The sequence below is a fragment of the Fibrobacter sp. genome (assembly GCF_045112255.1).
Taxonomy (GTDB): Bacteria; Fibrobacterota; Fibrobacteria; order Fibrobacterales; family Fibrobacteraceae; genus Fibrobacter.
Genome location: NZ_JBGUHR010000084.1, coordinates 1 through 18,096, shown reverse-complemented (window position 1 = coordinate 18,096; position 18,096 = coordinate 1). Strand labels below are relative to the sequence as shown.

Annotated in this window: 13 protein-coding genes and 1 CRISPR repeat array; of the genes, 6 read left to right on the top strand and 7 right to left on the bottom strand. The window is 49.1% G+C overall.

From position 1 onward, the window contains the following. Positions 1-45: 45 nt before the first annotated feature. Positions 46-1,091: direct repeats of the CRISPR family, unit length 36 nt; unit sequence GGCTATACGCCTACGAAAATTTCTACTCTTGTAGAT. A gap of 47 nt (positions 1,092-1,138) precedes the next feature. The 3 genes from ACJMM9_RS11295 to pelA all read right to left on the bottom strand — a co-directional run bounded on the left by ACJMM9_RS11295 (position 1,139) and on the right by pelA (position 5,996). Further along, positions 1,139-2,050: a hypothetical protein gene (locus tag ACJMM9_RS11295; protein WP_173465494.1), complete on the bottom strand. Its 912-nt coding sequence runs from the start codon at positions 2,048-2,050 to the stop codon at positions 1,139-1,141. Between the two features lie 19 nt (positions 2,051-2,069). Further along, complete coding sequence (locus ACJMM9_RS11290) at positions 2,070-4,169, bottom strand: pectinesterase family protein (RefSeq protein ID WP_405326896.1); 2,100 nt, start codon at positions 4,167-4,169, stop codon at positions 2,070-2,072. Positions 4,170-4,262: 93 nt separating this feature from the next. Further along, positions 4,263-5,996, bottom strand: coding sequence for a pectate lyase (pelA, locus tag ACJMM9_RS11285; RefSeq protein ID WP_405326893.1), 1,734 nt, complete (start codon positions 5,994-5,996; stop codon positions 4,263-4,265). Positions 5,997-6,310: 314 nt separating this feature from the next. Here pelA and ACJMM9_RS11280 point away from each other — a divergent pair, with 314 nt between their 5' ends. Genes ACJMM9_RS11280 through ACJMM9_RS11270 form a run of 3 tightly spaced genes read left to right on the top strand, consistent with a single transcriptional unit; the run spans position 6,311 to position 10,824 of the window. Continuing rightward, a complete protein-coding gene (locus tag ACJMM9_RS11280) occupies positions 6,311-7,132 on the top strand; it encodes a TIGR02147 family protein (protein WP_405326890.1) in 822 nt (273 codons plus the stop codon). A gap of 1 nt (position 7,133) precedes the next feature. Then, positions 7,134-8,549, top strand: coding sequence for a hypothetical protein (locus tag ACJMM9_RS11275; RefSeq protein WP_088640934.1), 1,416 nt, complete (start codon positions 7,134-7,136; stop codon positions 8,547-8,549). A 46-nt stretch (positions 8,550-8,595) separates the two neighbouring features. Further along, the gene (locus ACJMM9_RS11270; protein ID WP_405326888.1) at positions 8,596-10,824 is read left to right on the top strand and encodes an NADP-dependent isocitrate dehydrogenase; all 2,229 of its coding nucleotides are present in this window, start codon (positions 8,596-8,598) and stop codon (positions 10,822-10,824) included. A 192-nt stretch (positions 10,825-11,016) separates the two neighbouring features. Here the strand turns inward: ACJMM9_RS11270 and ACJMM9_RS11265 are convergent, their stop codons facing one another. Further along, positions 11,017-12,795, bottom strand: a complete 1,779-nt coding sequence (locus ACJMM9_RS11265) for an ATP-dependent nuclease (protein WP_405326886.1) — start codon at positions 12,793-12,795, stop codon at positions 11,017-11,019. Positions 12,796-13,276: 481 nt separating this feature from the next. On the opposite strand from ACJMM9_RS11265, the gene ACJMM9_RS11260 reads away from it, so the two are divergent. Then, on the top strand, positions 13,277-14,170 hold the full coding sequence (locus ACJMM9_RS11260; protein ID WP_405326883.1) for a hypothetical protein: 894 nt from the start codon (positions 13,277-13,279) through the stop codon (positions 14,168-14,170). Further along, positions 14,170-14,922 carry a tRNA pseudouridine(38-40) synthase TruA gene (gene truA / locus ACJMM9_RS11255; RefSeq protein WP_173831532.1) on the top strand — a complete coding sequence of 251 codons (753 nt, stop codon included), beginning with the start codon at positions 14,170-14,172 and terminating at the stop codon, positions 14,920-14,922. Before ACJMM9_RS11260 ends, truA begins: the two co-directional genes overlap by 1 nt. Before the next feature lie 65 nt (positions 14,923-14,987). Here the strand turns inward: truA and ACJMM9_RS11250 are convergent, their stop codons facing one another. Both ACJMM9_RS11250 and ACJMM9_RS11245 read right to left on the bottom strand, forming a co-directional pair. Further along, a complete protein-coding gene (locus ACJMM9_RS11250; protein ID WP_405326879.1) occupies positions 14,988-15,716 on the bottom strand; it encodes a pyridoxine 5'-phosphate synthase in 729 nt (242 codons plus the stop codon). An 8-nt stretch (positions 15,717-15,724) separates the two neighbouring features. After that, complete coding sequence (locus tag ACJMM9_RS11245; protein ID WP_405326876.1) at positions 15,725-16,825, bottom strand: divergent polysaccharide deacetylase family protein; 1,101 nt, start codon at positions 16,823-16,825, stop codon at positions 15,725-15,727. Between the two features lie 30 nt (positions 16,826-16,855). Between ACJMM9_RS11245 and miaA the strand changes: the two genes are divergently transcribed. Continuing rightward, entirely contained in the window at positions 16,856-17,755 is a 900-nt protein-coding gene (gene miaA, locus ACJMM9_RS11240; protein ID WP_405326873.1) for a tRNA (adenosine(37)-N6)-dimethylallyltransferase MiaA, read from the top strand. A 149-nt stretch (positions 17,756-17,904) separates the two neighbouring features. Here the strand turns inward: miaA and ACJMM9_RS11235 are convergent. Beyond that, positions 17,905-18,096, bottom strand: a 192-nt coding sequence (locus ACJMM9_RS11235) for a hypothetical protein (protein ID WP_405326871.1), incomplete at its 5' end; no start/stop codon positions are given.

Below are 18,096 nucleotides of genomic sequence, written 5' to 3'. Positions count from 1 at the left end.
AAATTTCTACTCTTGTAGATGTAGTCGGAGCGTGATTCTGCATGGGGCTATACGCCTACGAAAATTTCTACTCTTGTAGATCGGAGTTAACGCCTTCGGCTTTCGTGTGGCTATACGCCTACGAAAATTTCTACTCTTGTAGATTCATGGCTAATCTTCGTCGTTGTCTTTTGGCTATACGCCTACGAAAATTTCTACTCTTGTAGATTTCTTTGACTTCGGTTGTTGCTGTAGGGCTATACGCCTACGAAAATTTCTACTCTTGTAGATAGGATAGCTGCTTTCGTCGTCAGTGACGGCTATACGCCTACGAAAATTTCTACTCTTGTAGATCTATATGGTCACTCAATGGTCACTTTGGCTATACGCCTACGAAAATTTCTACTCTTGTAGATAGAAGCCCTCCGGAAGCCTGGAACGACGGCTATACGCCTACGAAAATTTCTACTCTTGTAGATGTGCAATCAACGAAGGCCGCTTTGGTGCGGCTATACGCCTACGAAAATTTCTACTCTTGTAGATCAACCGTTTTCATCATCCCACGGCTAAAGGCTATACGCCTACGAAAATTTCTACTCTTGTAGATTTTGAAATACTTTATCATAAGTATCTTGGGCTATACGCCTACGAAAATTTCTACTCTTGTAGATGTGCTCTGGTTATTGCTGGCGGTTTGTGGCTATACGCCTACGAAAATTTCTACTCTTGTAGATCCGAACGGATGAAAACTGGCTTGAGAGGGCTATACGCCTACGAAAATTTCTACTCTTGTAGATAAAATACCGCTTGACTATTTTCAAATTGGCTATACGCCTACGAAAATTTCTACTCTTGTAGATAGAGCTTCTTCAGAACTTCCCGCACATGGGCTATACGCCTACGAAAATTTCTACTCTTGTAGATTCGAATTGAGCCACGAGAGCCATATTTGGCTATACGCCTACGAAAATTTCTACTCTTGTAGATTTTGGGTTTGTTTCCTGGCACTCGCACGGCTATACGCCTACGAAAATTTCTACTCTTGTAGATCCGTTGTGCTTTGTTGGATACCAAAAGGCTATACGCCTACGAAAATTTCTACTGTTGTAGATTTGTGAATTGTTTTCAGATTTATTAGGGAAAAAAGTTTTGTATCCACCTACACCCCTTCAATTTCTTCGATCTGCTTGCCGAGTTCGCTTGCTTGCTGAGAATCTTCGTTGTAGATGGCGTTGATTCGCTTGCAGCTGAGTTCGAGCAGATTGCGGGCTTCGATGGAATCACTCTGCTTGCGGAGTTCGCGCAATGCCTTGTCGATTCTCTCGATGTCCTTCTGGTCGGGGTAGCCCTTCATGAATGCGTAGAAGAGCTTAATTTGTGTGTTGTATTCGCTGTCGGATTCGCAGGCGAGCAAGAACGGTATCACGCGCACGTTGAGGAGCTTCGAGAGGTCGCCCATGAACGTATTGAGCGTGAGGCCCTTCGGGAATAGTTCTTCCGTGTCTTTCTGGATGTCTTCGGTGTTCACGAAATCGCCTTCTTCGAACTGCAAGAGCATTTCGTTGAGCATATCCATTTCGTTGCGCTTAGCTTGTTCGCGATACTTTGCCTGGTAGTAAATCGGCAGTGTCGTGAGGCAATAGTGCGCCTGGTTTGCACCGATGAATTCACCGATGTAGTAGATGTCGGCGTCTTCCTTGAGAATGTCTTCTTCGTTGTTGAAGTTCCCGATGCGGGCGGGTATGGGGATCACTTCCATGTTCGAAAGTTCATGGAGGCGTTCGCGCATGGCGTCAACGTCCACATTTTCGGGGAGTTCCACACCGTTTTCTTCCATCGTCTTGAGAAAGTTGTTGAACTTTGCATCGACGGCGCGGTTGACTTCTCTTCGGCTTGGCTTGTGCTCGAACTGACGAAAGTCGCCTTCCAACGTCAAAAGCCCATTTTTAATCATATCACCAAACGGTGTTTCGTTGGGTTCAGCGTCGGGAGAGGGCAAAATACGTGCGTAGGCAATCATCCTGCCGCACAACTGATCGTCATTTCCTTTTTTCTGTTCGATTCCAAGCATGTCCTAAAATTAACAAAATCTAGCGGACATGGACCATTTTTTGTTGGGTATAACCTTGCGCTGAGGTCTTTACGACGTAGATTCCGGGGATAAGGCCGTTCAAATTGGCGATTCCCTTTGCGCTGCGAACGAGTTTCCCGTTCGTGTCGTAGATGCGGGTTTCGCTAACGGTTGCGTTTACGCGGGCTGTTTTCACGAAGGCGACGCCTCCCTTGTCTACGTTTTTTTCGGTGAGCTTGATCTGGTCTAGGTTCGGGCCGTCATTGCCGTCAACGATGGAGAACGTGATGTAGCTTGCGCCTTTGGGGAGTGTAATGGTTGATTCTTTTGTCTGGTATGTGGTCCACTTGTCGGTGGCTTCGAACGAGATGACTTCGGCGCTCTTGCATCCGTCAACGCCTGCGGTGCATGTGCCGGGGGCAGCGAAGGCGAGGCTGCGGGCTTTGCCGCTGCCGTTTGCGTATGTCATTTCCATCGTGTATTCGCCGGGGAATTCTACATAGACGGGGACTTGGACGGTCGATTTCCCGGTGCCGAAGTTGATGTAGCCGGTGCCAGCAAAGCCTGCGTTTGTGTTTTCGTTGATGGCGTTGTCGATGATGCCGTCTTCGGCCTGGAACGTAGTTGTGCCCTTGGCTTCAAAGATGGCGCCGAGTTCGATGTCTTTGGTCATCGTGGTTTCCCAAGTGCTTTCGCTGCCGGCATCGCTTGCGCTCTTGCCGGTCCAGCCTGCGAATTTCCAGCCGCTAGCGGGTTCTGCGGTAAATGTGATTGCGGTTCCTTCGGCGATTTTTTCGCGATTCGGGGAGGCCACAACGGAGCCGCCAATAGAAGAATTGATTGTTAAGTTGTAGTAAGTGACATTTGCTTCGAGAACGGTAATCTCGTTAGAGCTTGCGCCGAGACCGCCCATGGAATTTGCGGCACGGACCGTAACTTTGGAACCTGCGGCAATACCTCCAACATCAATGGAATTTGTCGTGGTGTTGCTGTGGTATTTGCCGTTTACAAAGATGGCCCAGCAAATGGCGTTGCCGTCATCGTTCCAGATGATGTTGGCGCCTTCCTGGGAAATCTTAGGAGCGGAGACTTGCGCTGTGAGTTTGTTCGGTTCCCAGTTATCGCTACCGCCCAAGACGTTTTTCAATGTATATTTCGCGGCGTCGCTTGCGTTCCACACGGTCTTGAGTGTTGTTGCTGTCGATGCGTCTTTGCCTCCGTTAAAATACGTTTTACGTTGGCTCGTGTTGATTGCGCCACCATTCCCGTTTTTGCTGTTGTATTCGCCGAAAATTACGGGGGCAGAATTCATGTCGGGACCCCAGCCTTCGGCTTTGGGCTCTGCGCGCATGATGGTGTTCAACCAGACGACTTTTGCGCGGCCCCAGGAACGTCCGAGATAGAATGTCTTGTTGAAACCGGAATTGCTGACTTCGATGATGGCGTTGTTGAATACGTAACCCCAGGTATCTGGATTTTGCGATGCTGTGATGTAGCCACCGTTTCGTGTCATCACGAGCTTGGTGCCTTCGAAAAATACATCGCCACCACCGCAGATAAAGTCTACAGTTCCGTCAATTTCGCCGCCTTCCCAATACGTGCGCCCTTTTTTGGTGTAGTAAGTATCTTGACCGCTCAAGAGGCGTACGTTTTTGTAGATGAACTTGTCGCCTGCGTTTTGCTGCAAGGCCACTTGGCGTGCTGTGCTTTGTGAACTGACGGAACTTCTGTTTTGCAGGGTGATATCCTGCATGTACATATTTTTGTTGCTGGGGAAGTACAGCGTTGCAGTTGTGCTGATGCCTTCGGTATCGGTTGTATTCCAGATGATCGTCTTGTCAACGGACTGCCCGATGATGGAAATGTTCGAGCCGCTGAATGTCGATTTGCCGTGCTCGTCACCGGTGACCTTGGTGATGTTGTATTCACCATTTGGCACAAAGAGGATGAATCGCTTGGACTCGGTGGCACCTGAAGAAGATGCCTTGGCGATAGCCGCCTTGAAGTCTCCATCGACGCCAAGCACAAAGTCAAACCCGTGCTTCGCAATTGCGGATGCACTCACCGCCATCGCAAGCGGCATACAAACTGCAAACCTGTAAACCCAACTATTCAACATAAAACCTCAATTTAAATGCTTGGATTGCTTCGCCTTCGGCTCGCAATGACGTTTTTTTTGTCATCCTCGGAGCGAAGCGTAGGGGATCCATACTTATTTCATACTCGTTCCATTCACTTTGTATGTCTTTCCATTTCTTTGCATGAAGTAGACTCCTGCGCCGTTTGCGTTGCGGCTAAAGTCCACGAAGTAGCGGTTGCCTTGCTGCGATTTGCGTTCGGTGCGCATCGCTTCAATGGACGTGCGCGGAATTTCTACTTCGCCAGCTTTCAAGTCTTCGCTCATCCAGCCGATGTAATCAATGTTCGCCATGCCATCTTTCGAAAGACTTGTGAACTTGAGTTCGCTATAGCCCTGTGGCAATTCAATTTCGATGGATTGAGTTTTCCACGTAGTCCATGCTGCTGTAGATTCCATGCTGCCGTCAGCAAGTAGCGTCTTGTCGCCTACAGAAACGCTGTAACCTCGTGCAGATCCGCCGCCGTTTGCAAAGCTGATGAACAACGTGTATTTGCCTTCCTTGAATGCGGTGACGCCGTAAGTCACGTAGCTTCCGGTGGAGTTGTCTACGTTGGCGTAGCCTTCGCCGACAAATCCCGTATTGCTTGCTTCCTTGACTCCCTGAATGTCGATGAAGTTTACTCCGTCAATGTATGTTGTGCAGGTGTCGTTTCCGCACATTGCCGAAGGTGGTGGAGGCGGAACGTAGCTGTCGTCCATCTTGGCAAGCGCTTCGAGGTAAGATTTTTCGGTACTGATGAGGGCCGTGCCGTAATCGCCTGCCCACTGGTAGCCCGTGCGGCGTTCTTCGCTAATCTTTGTGAAGTCCTGCGTCTTAGTGCTTGCGCCATCGCGGTCGCAGAAGAAGTAGTTGTCGTTGTTGACTTCGTAGAATCGGTACCAGAGAACGTTGCCTTCGCGTTCTTCGAAGCGGCCTTGTTTCTTGTTGAAGTAGAGTCCCGTGACGCGGGTTTTCTTGTACCATTCTATGGCGCCCTTGATGGATTTCTGGATGGCTTCGGTTTGTTCGGGCCAGTTCATCAAGAACCATACGGCACCTGCGGATTCGCTGCCGGACTTGCTGGCAAGTTCGTATGCGCGTGCGCCGACCGGGGCAAGGCTGTTGGTGTCATGCTGGGCGCACCAGACGGTGAGCTTTCCGTCGTTTACGATTTGTGCCTTGAGCAAGTAATCGATCGCTTTGTCGAGAGCGGATTTCATCTTGCTGCGGGTATTGTCGTCAATGATGTCCGAGTCAAATGGACTTGTCTTGTTGGCAATATCCATCATCGTGACCATCGCGCGGATCATGGCGTTGTCGTTCAGCGTAATTTGGTCGGAATAGTTGCCGCGCTTGGGCCAGACTTGCGGGAGGCCGCCTTTGGAGCGCTGCATGGTCAAAAGGAAATTGACCGCCTTGTTGAAACTTGTCTTGAATGCGGATTTGTAATTGCTGTTCGTTGTCGCCTTGTAGCGCACGGCGAGCAGCCGCATTTCTTGAACAGTCGCGTTGTTGTCGATGGTACCGAGGTCACCGCCGCCTTTTGCCGTCCAGGAGGATTTTGCGCCACCGGTGTATGCGCTCTTGTACTTCTCGGCGTGGGCCTTGTCAAAACCGCCGTTTGCGATTTGCCATGTGGTCATGTTATAGGTGTACTGGTCGATGTCCATGCCGGAAGCTGCGTCGGTAAGTTCCGAATAACCACGATAGCTGTTGATTTTCGAAACTGCCGTTGATGGAGGCGCGTAGCTTGCCGCAAATGAAAAAGACGCGACAGACATTGCCGCTACAAAAAACTTGTAGTTACCAAACCCAAAATTCTTCATAAAAAACCTATAGAAGAGTTCTTAACCCCACACCACTTCTATAATCTACATTATAATAGGCCGATTTTTGTTAAGAATTTCTTTTAAGTGTTGTCCATAGACAATGGAACTTGTCGCATTGTCACCCCGGTCTCCGCTTTTTGTCATGCCGGACTCCGTTCCGGCATCGCCATCTCGTATTTATAATACACGTTGTATAATACTTTTTTAAAAATTTTTAGAAAAATAAAAAATCTTCAAAATTTCTTCAAAAATCTTAATTTTGTATAGTAAAATTTATTGCAGAATTATACCGCAAAATCTAATTTATAGGAATGAAACCAATCACCGAATATCAAGACTACCGAATGTACATGCGCGACTTTTACGAAGAACGCAAACGCAGTTCCTTGTTTTCGTGGCGCGAATTCTCCAAATTGGCTGGTTTTACCTCACCCAACTTTATGCAGCTCGTATGCGAAGGCAAAAGCCGCTTGAGCAAAACGGGCGTCGAAAAAGTGGCTGATGCCATGGGGCTTGCGGGCGCTGACCGCGACTATTTCTTTGCGATGGAGCGTTTTGGCGATGCCAGGAGTGATTCGATGAAACTCCAGGCGTTTAACGAAATGCAGAAAATTGCAAAGGAAAACCGTTTGCGAGTCGTCGATGCCGAGGCGTTCAAGTATTTCGAATCGTGGGTGAACCCGGTGTTGCGTGAACTTGCCCCGATCATGCCGGGTGCAAAACCGCTGGAACTGGCGCACCAATGCTATCCGGTCGTGAGTGCCGCCGAAGTGCGCCATTCGCTGGACTTTATGTGCCATGCGGAATTCCTCAAGAAAATCGGCGAAGATACCTACGTGCAGACTGAGAAGGTTGTGACGGGATCTTCCGAGGCAATTCCTTTGGCTCTGCGTTCCATGAACCGTCAAATGTCGAAGTTTGCAACCGAAGCGATTGACGAGGTTCCGCCCGAAAAACGCCATATCACGGGTGTGACGTTTGGTATTTCCGAAGAGACTTACCAATGGCTTGTGCAGAAGCTTGAAACACTCAGGCAGCAGGTGGTTGCCATGGCTGCTAAGGAAAAAGAATACGATAAAGTTTATCGACTGAATTTACAACTATTCCCGTTAACTAAAGGGAGAGAGGCATAGTATGAAAAAGTTGTATAAAATAATCGCTATGGCATGGACGGGACTTTTGCTGTCTTGTTCTGGTGATCAGTCTAGTGGTCGCGATCTTGCCGGTGCAACTACGGAACCGAACTCCACGCAACGCGCAGAATTGACGGAAGAACAGAAGGCCCTGCTGGAAAAATCTCTGGTCGTATTGGTTGGAGGGACGATTGAAAATTCAAATGATATTAGTGTAGATCCCGATCAGAGTGTTGCCATTGATTCTTCCGTATTTGGAAAGTTGATGTTCCCGTTTGACTCGGTACCGGATACGTCATTCTATACTTCGAGCTTGGATGGCTCTAGGTCGTGTCAGGTTTCTGTTCAAGCGAAAGAGTCCGGTGTAGAACTCGAACAGTCGATGTACACGCAAGACCGATACGGTCAATATTACAGCTCTAGTATTATTGCCGTCAAGGTTGTAGATGTCGAGGGTACTCCTGTTTTGCTGAAAACTGTTGGACATACGGATTATTGGGGCTATGGAACGTCTTGCTCTGAATTTTTGAATGAATTCAAGCAGTCGTGCGAAGCGTCTAACGGAATTTTCAAGGATTACGAAGACGGTTGTCGCAATTATTTTTTGAGCTTGGTGTGCTCTATGCTGATGCCGGAAGGAAAAACGGCGGAGGACATCGTGCGTTCCTATACGAAGGAATACAGGAATACCTGTAAGGAAGATTCTATCAAATATGCTCCTGTTGATACTAAAGTTGATCCTTTGCAAGGTTGTCATATCACAAACGATGAAAACGGCGATCATTATTTTGGGGATTGTCCTTTGATCGATGATGGTGTTGATAAGGATGTATGGCGCAGGGACAGTGCATGGCGTATGAACTTGACACGAACCTTGGATGTCTATGAGGAACAGTTTGCCGTTTTTAGAGAAGAGACTGACGGAAAGTCGGGTTATATCAGTCACGAAGAATTGGACAATGAAGCCGTTCTCGCGTATAACTCATTCCCGAAAGACAAAGTGGCAAACGCCTATCGCAAAGAGGGTATTTTCCACTTGCCGGATTCCCTGCTTGCGGTATTTTTCCCCACGGCTGCGAACCACCCGCGTGCATATACAACGCTTCAAGGTGAACCTAAAGGTATGGCTTATTACATCGTCGTCTTGAAGGATATCGGGGCCAAGGGACATGCCCTGAACAAGATCGATGCAAGTGGAATCTACGTAAGGGATATTTTGAAGAGTGGAGAATCTTGCCCGGAAGATGCTGACGAATATTATTCCGTGTATCTGATTCGAGGCTCTACCGAATGGGATATCAGCGAAAAGAATATTGTCCGTAGTACCTTTGTGAGCCCGCTTTGGAATTGCGATGATTCCGAAAGTATTGAGCGCATTGAACCTTACGGTGAATGGACCAATCGTGATGGATTCTAAGATTTAGTATTTAATATTTAAGAGCTATTTTCTATCTTAAGGGCGTATGAATACCAAAATCTATTACACCCTTACTGATGAGTCGCCGTTCCTGGCGACTCAGTCTTTGCTTCCTATCGTATCTGCTTTCGCAAAGACTGCAGATATCGATGTCGAAACCAAGAACATCTCCTTGCCGGGCCGCATTCTTGCCGCTTTCGCGGACACGCTCCCGGCAGGTACGACGTTTGCCGGTAAGCCGGTGACGGATGACCTTGCATTCCTCGGCAAGCTCACGCTTGAACCGGATGCAAACATCATCAAGCTCCCGAACATTTCTGCCTCGGTGCCGCAGCTCAAGGCCGCTATCGCCGAACTCCAGAAGAACGGCTACGCTCTCCCGGATTATCCGGATGCTCCTCTCAACGACGAAGAAAAGGCTATACGCGCCCGCTACGACAAGGTGAAGGGTTCTGCCGTGAACCCGGTGCTTCGCCAGGGCAACTCCGACCGCCGCGCTCCTAACGCTGTCAAGAACTATGCCCGCAACAATCCGCATAGCAACGGCGTGTGGAACGAATCCGTGAAGACTCATGTCGCCAGCATGCAGGCCGATGACTTCTACGGTAACGAAAAGTCCATCACGATGGCCGAAGCCGACTCCTTCAAGATTGAATTTGTCGATGAAACTGGTGCCGTGACGGAACTCCGTGCCGCAAAGCCGCTCCTCAAGGGCGAAATCATCGATGCGACTGTCATGCGCATGGCTTCTCTCGAAAAGTTCATTGCCAATGCGATGGCCGAAGCTAAAGCCAAGGGCCTCCTCTTCTCCGTGCACCTCAAGGCCACGATGATGAAGGTCTCTGACCCGGTGCTGTTCGGTGCATTTGTCCGCGTGTTCTTCAAGGACGTGTTCACGAAGTACGCTGACCTCTTCAAGGAACTTGGAATCGATGCCAACAACGGTCTCGGTGACTTGTTCAAGCGCCTCGAAGGTAATGCCAAGGAAGCCGAAGTCAAGGCTGCCATCGACGCCGCACTCGCCGCAGGTCCGGATCTCGCTATGGTCGATTCTGCCAAGGGCGTTACGAATTTGCATGTGCCGAGCGACGTGATTATCGACGCTTCTATGCCGGCCATGATCCGCAATTCTGGCTGCATGTGGAATAAGGAAGGCAAGCTTCAAGAAGTTGTCGCCTGCATTCCGGACCGCTGCTACGCTGGTATTTACGATGAAACGATTGAATTCTGCAAGCAGAACGGCGCATTCGACCCGAAGACGATGGGTACCGTGCCGAACGTGGGCCTCATGGCTCAGGGTGCCGAAGAATATGGCAGCCACGACAAGACGTTTGTCGCAAAGGGCAAAGGCGTCATTCGCGCTGTGAACGGCAAGGGCGAAGTCCTCTTGCAGCAGGAAGTCGCTGCTGGTGATATCTTCCGCATGTGCCAGGCCAAGGACGCTCCGGTGCGTGACTGGGTGAAGCTCGCTGTAACGCGCGCCCGCCTCTCGAATACGCCGGCTATCTTCTGGCTCGATCCGGAACGCGCTCACGACCGTGAAATCCAGAAGAAGGTCGAAGCCTACTTGCCGGAACATGACCTCAAGGGTCTCGATATCAAGATTATGAGCCCGCGCAAAGCTATCGTCGAAACGATGAAGCGCGCCAAGGCTGGCCTCGATACTATCGGTGTGACGGGCAACGTGATGCGTGACTACCTCACGGACCTTTTCCCGATTCTCGAAGTCGGAACTTCTGCAAAGATGCTCTCCATCGTGCCGCTCATGGCTGGTGGTGGCCTCTACGAAACGGGTGCAGGTGGATCTGCTCCGAAGCAGGTGCAACAGTTCCTCGCCGAAAACTACCTCCGCTGGGATTCTCTCGGTGAATACTTCGCACTTGTGCCTGCATTCGAACAGGTCGCGCTGAAGGATGGCAACAAGAAGGCTAAGGTCTTGGCCGATACGCTTGATGCCGCCAACGGCAAGATTCTCGAATTCAACCGCACGCCGGCTCGTAAGATCGGTGAACTCGATAACCGTGGTTCCCACTTCTACCTCGCTCTCTACTGGGCTCAGGCTCTCGCCGCCCAGAAGGACGATGCGGAACTCGCCGGCAAGTTCGCTCCGATCGCTGCTGCTCTCTCCGCGAAAGAATCCGAGATTGTCGCTGCTCTCGCTGCCGAACAGGGTAAGCCTGCCGATATCGGTGGTTACTACGTTCCGAAGGCAGAACTTCTCAAGAAGTGGATGCGCCCCGTCGAAGCATTCAACGCAATCATCGACAACATTTAAATTGTCACCCCGGACTTTGTCATCCTGGACTTGTTCCGGGGCGAGATTGCCTTTCACATTGTCATCCCGGACTCCGTTCCGGGATCGCCTTACACGGTATAAAGGTGATGCCGGCACAAGGGCCGGCATGACATTAACAAAAAAGGAGTGTCGCAGAAATGCGCACTCCTTTTTTTGCTTCGCTGTGAAAATTTAGAACTGCCCGCGGCTCCCGTTGATAATCCATTGGCACAAGGCTTCTATGCCATCGTAGTCGGGGAGCGTTTGCAGGAAGTTTTTGGACTTGCTGCGTTCAATGAAGTTCCGCCAGACCATTTCGTTTTTGCCGTTCAGCCCGAGGTGCTCTTCGATCGCTCCGCGCGTCCAGACCCAGATACCTTGCTTGCAGAGCTTTTCATGGATGTTTCGGATGGGGCGTTCTGCTTCGGGCATGGATGCCATCATGGCGTATGCTGTAGATGCGTTGATATTGCTGTGCTTGTTGACGGGAAGCCCGTTTACCAGACGTAGGTGGTTATGGCAAGCGAGTTCACGGAACAAGTTGCGGCATTGCGTAATGTCTGGATCGTTAGCTTGTAAAAATCCGTCACGAGTCGCTGTTGTGAAGGCGTAGTCCAAATCGACAATGGCGCGTACGGGAATGTCCATTGCCGTTAAAACCTGCATGCTCTTTCGGGTATTGCTCACGCCGCCCTGGCGCACAAGCGCGCATTTGATCAGCGCGAAGGATTGTCCTGTAATCCGTTCAAAAAGCGCAGGAAGCACACGCCATTCTGTTTTTCCTTCGGTAAGTAACACGTAATCGGCGAACAAAAGTTCGTTGCTGTTTGAAAGGCTGAATAGCATTTGCAGCTGGCTTGGCGCATCCTGGACGACCTGGCGGACGGCATCTTCCATTCGCTTGCGCATGTATGTGCCGCGTTCTTTATTTTTGCGGATGAGTAGAGACGTGCTCACGTCTTCACTAGTGACCATTTGCGCGGAGTGCGTTGCGAATATGACCTGATAACCTTCGTTCGAAAGGTTCTTGAGCGCGACGCGTACAAGTTCAACTGCTTGCGGGTGCAAAAAGAGTTCTGGCGAATCAATTAGCAAGAGCGTTCGGCTCAAGTAATGATTGTTGTGATGCTTCTTGATTTCGGCGAGATAGCGGATAAGCGCCATCTGGATGGCGCGTTGCGAACCTGCGCCCATGCGCGAGATGTCGCGTTCAAAGCCGTCATCTTCATCGACCACTTTAATTGTTGCGCTCTTGAGGAACGTTTCGAGCGTCGGCACGGGAATGTCGAGTTCCACTCGTACGCTTGGGAATAGCGGGCGGAGCGCCGTGTTGACTTCTTTGTCAAAAGCCTGGATTTCTTCGGCTTGCCTGTCGCTTCCAGAGGACAGCAGTTCCGTAAACTGTTCGATGACTTGACTCAGTTCGCCGCCAAACTTGCGTTCGAGTGGCTTAAAAATCTCGTGCATCAATTTTGTGTAGGCGTTGTTCCCTTCAAAATCCCAAATGGCGATGGATTCAGGAAACATGCGGTTGAATGCTGCGATAAACTTGTCGTTGACGCGGACCCAGTCTTTGCCTTTGCGCTTACCGTTAGGCGGGCAAAAAGCCCAAAATTCAATATTGCCGGGGAGTTCTCCCGGAATGCGCTGCACTTTCTTGACGCGGAGCGATGTTCCTGCCAAAAATGGTTCGATTTCAGCCGCTTTCTCGTCCCCGAGGCGATTCAGGATCTGTTCCGTGATTCCTTCAAAAATACCTTCGGCTTCGACGGGATGGTTGGGGTCATCAAAATAGGAGATGTCTAGCGAAAAATGGGCAAGCAGCCAGCGTATTCCCATTAAGATATTTGTCTTGCCGGCGTTGTTGTAACCAATAAGTGCGGTAAAATCACTAAGCGGAAATGTCTCGCGCTGGATGGAGCGGAGATTCGAAATCGTAATTTTAGACAGTCTAAGTGCTTGCGGTTGCATAGCTTGAAACTATAAAAACTTTTAGCGAAAAGTGCTTTTTTGAGCGAATGGAAGCGAAAAAGTGCAAATAAGACCGTATAATTTGGAATGAAATTGGTAAAAATTGCCTAGGAAACGAAAAAACACCTTAGCTGTTGGGGCTAAGGTGTTTCTTTTGGGGTTAGGAGGAGAACAAAGAGTTCTTGAACATAAAGGTATTTAAAGTTTGATTGTTAATGCCGTTTTTTGCCATTTTCGTGTTGAAAAGTGTTGTGAACTTCTCAATGGAGCGTTGTAATTTTCTACAATTAGTTTAAGGTATGTAAAAAAGAGGTTTTGTTCAGTGTCCAACTTTGAAAATGAATCGGGTTTTATTTCTAAATTTCCCGGCATGAAGAAATACGCTGCTCCAGTTATTCTTTTTGTTTTGGCTTGCGCCTTAATTGTTTACCTAAAAGTTGATTTTTCGGGATCGTCTTCTTCGTTTGACGTTAGCCGATACATGAAAACTCGTGCTAAGATCGATTCCCTGGAAGTTGCCTTGTGGAATGCCCAAGGGAGTGTTGACACGCAGGTGAAAATTCGCGATGAGCTTGCCAATTCCTGGGAAGAACTTTCTGCGATGCGTTCTAATACGGCTGCTGATGAAGCTGAAGCCTCTGAAGAGAATGTAGGCGGCTTTTCGGGTGGCGTTTGGCTCTGGATTATCGGCGGAACGCTTGCGGTACTTCTTTGCTTTGTTGTCCTTGTCCTTGTGCTTATTCACCGCAAGAAGGTTGTTGAAACTCGAATGATGGAAGCTCTTGCGAAGTCTAGGGAAACTGGGGAAATGCCTTCTGTTGACGATACAGAAACGGTTTTGACTCCGCGTGTCCATGCTCCCAAGAAGTCTATTATTGACGAAGCTGAAGAGTTTGCTGCCAAGCGCCGTGAAACGATGGAACTCCAGACGAAGGCGGCCGCAAGTGCTGCAGATCAGACGGCGACGGACTTGAATGTTTCGGGCGTGAATGCTACGAAGGCCGCTTTCGAAGATGAACATGGCGTTCCTGAAAATCGAATTTTGACCTCTCCGTTTAGTGGTAGAGCAGTTCTCCGTCCGACGGCTAGAGAGCGTATCACGTCCGCGATGCAGTCGCTTTCCGATGTGTTGCATCACGACCGCACCAAGGTCAAGCCCGCTGCTCCATCGTCATCTCCGAAGCCCGAAGTTGTTGCAACGGCTGTGGCCCATCCGCTTGAGATGAATCGCTTTGACCGCGAGTCTTCGGTGAACAGCAAAATTTTGCAGATGTCTCGCAGAGGCTTCCCGGCTTCGGCAATTGCATCGAAGCTTAAGATTCCTCAGGCTAAGGTCGAGGCGGTTATCAAGGAAGCTGTAGAAGCAGGTAACTAATGCGTTACCGCTTTCGTTGCGAATATCTAGGCAGCGCCTTTTACGGCTGGCAAGAACAAAATTGTGGCGGCAAACTCCGCTTTGTGACGGTGCAGTCAACGCTCGAAGAGGCGCTTTCTGTTGCGTTACGTGCGCCCATCCGCGTGGTGGGGTCGGGCCGAACGGATACGGGTGTCCATGCTCGCGGCCAGTGCGTCCACTTTGATTTTGATGGCGAACTTGATCCTGTAAAAGTCGTGCGTTCCGTGAACGGGCTTACCAAGCGCTTGATTCGCATTCGCGATTTAGAGCCTTGTGCGCCGGACTTCAACGCCCGCTACGATGCCGTTTTACGTTATTACCAGTACACGATTTTTACGCGCCCGGTGGCGCTGATGCGTGACTTTGGCTGGGAATGCGGATCGCTGAATCTGGATATCGATGCGATGGGCCGCGAGGCGCAGTCTTTCCTTGGCGAACACGATTTTATTGATTTTTGTATCCCGCGTAACGATGGAAAATCGACGCTTTGCACGTTGAGCGAATTCCGCCTGGAACGCTTGAACGACTGGAGCTGCATGTTCCACATCAAGGGAAACCGCTTTTTGCACCGCCAGGTACGTGCGATGGTCGGGACGCTTTTTGATGTTGGTCGAGGCCGCTATCCCGAAGGAACGGTCAACCAGATTTTCGAGAAAAAGTTCAAAGGCGAACGCACGTGGGCGCCCCCGCAGGGGCTTGTGCTTGAGAACGTGGAATATAAGGACTATTAATTATGAGTTCGGAATTCGGAGTTCGGAATTAGAATAATTGCGGCGAAGCCGCCAAATTAATAATTCTATTGTCTAATTGCTTCGATCATTTCTTTCACGGCGCGTTCCATGCCAACGAGGGCTGCGTGGCTCACGATGCTGTGCCCGATGATAATCTCGTCAATGCCGTCAATCTGAGCAACCGCTTCGACGTTCCTGTAGTTGAGGCCGCGGCCTGCAAACACGTTCAAGCCATACTTGTGGGCGAGAACCGTCATGTCCTGCAATGCTGAAATTTCACGGTCGACTTCTTCGCGGCTACCGAGTTCAAAAGCGGTTGCGTACTTGCCTGTGTTGAATTCCACGTAGTTTGCGCCGACCTTCTTGGCTGCCTTGACCTGCTCCGTTTCTGCGTCGATGAACACGCTCACCTGAATATCGTTGTTGCGAAGCGTCATGATGTACTTTGCCAGTTCAGCAATCTTTGCAGAAACGTTTAAACCGTCTTCGGTCGAAAGTTCCGTATGGATTTCCGGGACAAGTGTTACCATGTCCGGCTGGCGGTTGATGGCGAACTGTACCATTGCCTGTGTCGGTGCCATTTCAAGGTTCAACTTTGTCGTGACCGTTCCACGGAGAAGCCTGATATCTCGGTCCTGGATGTGTCGCTTGTCTTCACGAAGATGGGCGGTAATTCCATTGCAACCGGCGAGTTCGGCAATCATGGCTGCGGCAACCGGATCGGGTTCCTTGCCTTTGCGGGCTTCACGGATTGTCGCAATGTGATCTACGTTTACACCGAGTTTGATAGACATAGGCTCTCCTATTTAGTATTGAATAAAGTAGATAAGTCAACGAGGGTCGTTCCTTGTTTGGCTGCCTTTTGGGCGACGTCCTCAATTTTAGACAAATTTTGTTCTGTGAGCGGGATGATCATTACAGAAGTTCCGCTTTTGGGGGCTTCCCTGAGTTTCTGGTGGACGTAGTCCTCGATAGAGCTGTTGTCCGGATTGTACGGGAAGGCGATTTTGCATGAAATCTCAAGATCTTTGCACGTTTGCGGAACGACCGTACGTTCTTCCATGGACAGGTCCAGAAACCACATTTTCTTTTTTTCGGTTGGCTTTAGAATAGCTTGCAAAAGTTGCTTGTGCTTGACGGCTTGTTCCCCGTAGCGCGTTGCGATACCTGCTGCGCTTGGGAGAATTTCCTTGGCATCGCTAATAGTTTCTTCGATCTGTTCTGCGGTGTGGTGGATGCGGAGCGGGCGTAATTTGTTGTGGACTTTGTTTAGTTTGCTGGATTCCATTGCAAGCCATAGGACTATTTCTTTGTTTTGAATTTTATCCAGGTTCTTATAAAAATCGTTGTTTAAGCCAAAAGGCGGAATCAGTAAGTCAAATGGAAAATCGAGATTGTTCAGCTTGGCGATGATTTCGGGTGTCAGATTCGTCGTCTGGAAAGCAATCGACATGAGGGATGCGTTTTTCATGAAAACGTTTTCTGAAACCTGGAATGTCAGGTGCAGTGTATCGCCGTTAGGGGCTAATACATTGACTAATGCAGACTGGTAGGCGTTGGGGTTATCGTTGAGTTCTTCCATCAGAAGAATGGAACCACCGTTTTTTTGAATAAATTTTTGGGCCTTTAGGAGGTAGACTACGATTGTCTTTCCTCTTGCAAGCGTCCAGATGTTGCGCTTTGTGCGTTTTGAATAACTTGATGAAATTATTTTCATCTCGTCTTGTAATTTTTTTTCGAAAGGAATCGTATCCTGCTCTACTGGAACCACTTCTGTTTCTTGTGTGCCTTTGATCTTTTCAAGAATATGGAGTGCCTTATCCTGGTTGTTCAAGAAAAACGACAAACCAGCAAAAATCCCCAGTGCAAAAAAAAGTGCGACAATGTGTTTAAGCTTTATCATTTCAACTATAAATATAACTACATTGAGCGCATGCCTATTCTATTTGCACTTGTTGGAGCTACCGGTGTTGGCAAGTCTCGCCTTTCACTGGAACTGGCGGAACGCTTTAATGCCGAAATTATTGGCGTGGATTCCCGCCAAATCTACAAGGGTTTTGCCATTGGCACGGCTCAGCCGTCTCTACAGGATATGGCTCGGGTAAATCATCATTTGGTCGATTTCCTGGATCCTCGTCAGGTTTTTTCTGCAGGCGATTTTTGTACGAATGTGAAAAAACTTTTGTCCGAAAATTCAAAACAGAACTACATCCTGGTTGGAGGAACTGGCCTTTATCTCCAGTCCTTAATGCTTGGACTCCCGCAAATTCCAAAAATTGACGAGGCGGTACGTAAATCGTTTGAAGATGATGCTGCTAAGTTTGGAAGTAAAACTTTATACGAAAAAGCAAAGCAGGCGGACCCCGAAGCGATGGAAAAAGTTGAGCCGAACAATGTCCAGCGCATTATACGCATTCTGGAAGTGTTTCAACTGACTGGGCGTAAGCTTTCGGAATGGCAAAAGGAACGTGAAGGAGGGGTTGGCGAACTGCCTGTGTTCTGGCTGAACCGCAGTCGCGAAAATCTTTATGCGAGAATCGATGCTCGTGTGGACCAGATGATGGCTGATGGCTGGCTCGATGAAATTCACGAACTTGCGAAAACGGTGCCGTTGGAGGCCCCTGCATGGCAGAGCCTTGGCTATAAAGAACTTTTGTGTGCAAAAGACGGCATTCAAGTGCAATCGGTCCTCGAAGAAGTCAAGCGAAAGACGCGAAATTACGCAAAACGGCAGTTGACGTGGTTCCGCTGGCAGGTAAAATCGACTGAAGTGGACCTGGATGCTTGTAAGAACCCTTTGGAATACATCCATAATAGGGTGATTGCGCCTTAAAAGGGTGCTTTTTAGGACTCACCGAAAAATTTTTCTCCAAAAATTGGACTTGAAAAGGGCAAATTGCCCTTTTTCTTTTGAGGTGCTCTTAAAAAAAGTGGTGAATAGAATGTGAATATCATGATGTAGAACTGGAAGACAACCCGTTTTTAACGAAAAAAGTGAAAAAAAGTGAATTTTTTTGCCAATGACCCCTTGTTTTTATTCCTGAAAATTCTATAATTGGTCTCACCCTCGAACGGGTCACCCAAAACGACCTGAACGAGACGAAAGCCCGCGAGACTTTCGGGAAGATTGAAGGAATCGGAGATGTGCTTAGTGACGGCCCAAGAAAATTTCTT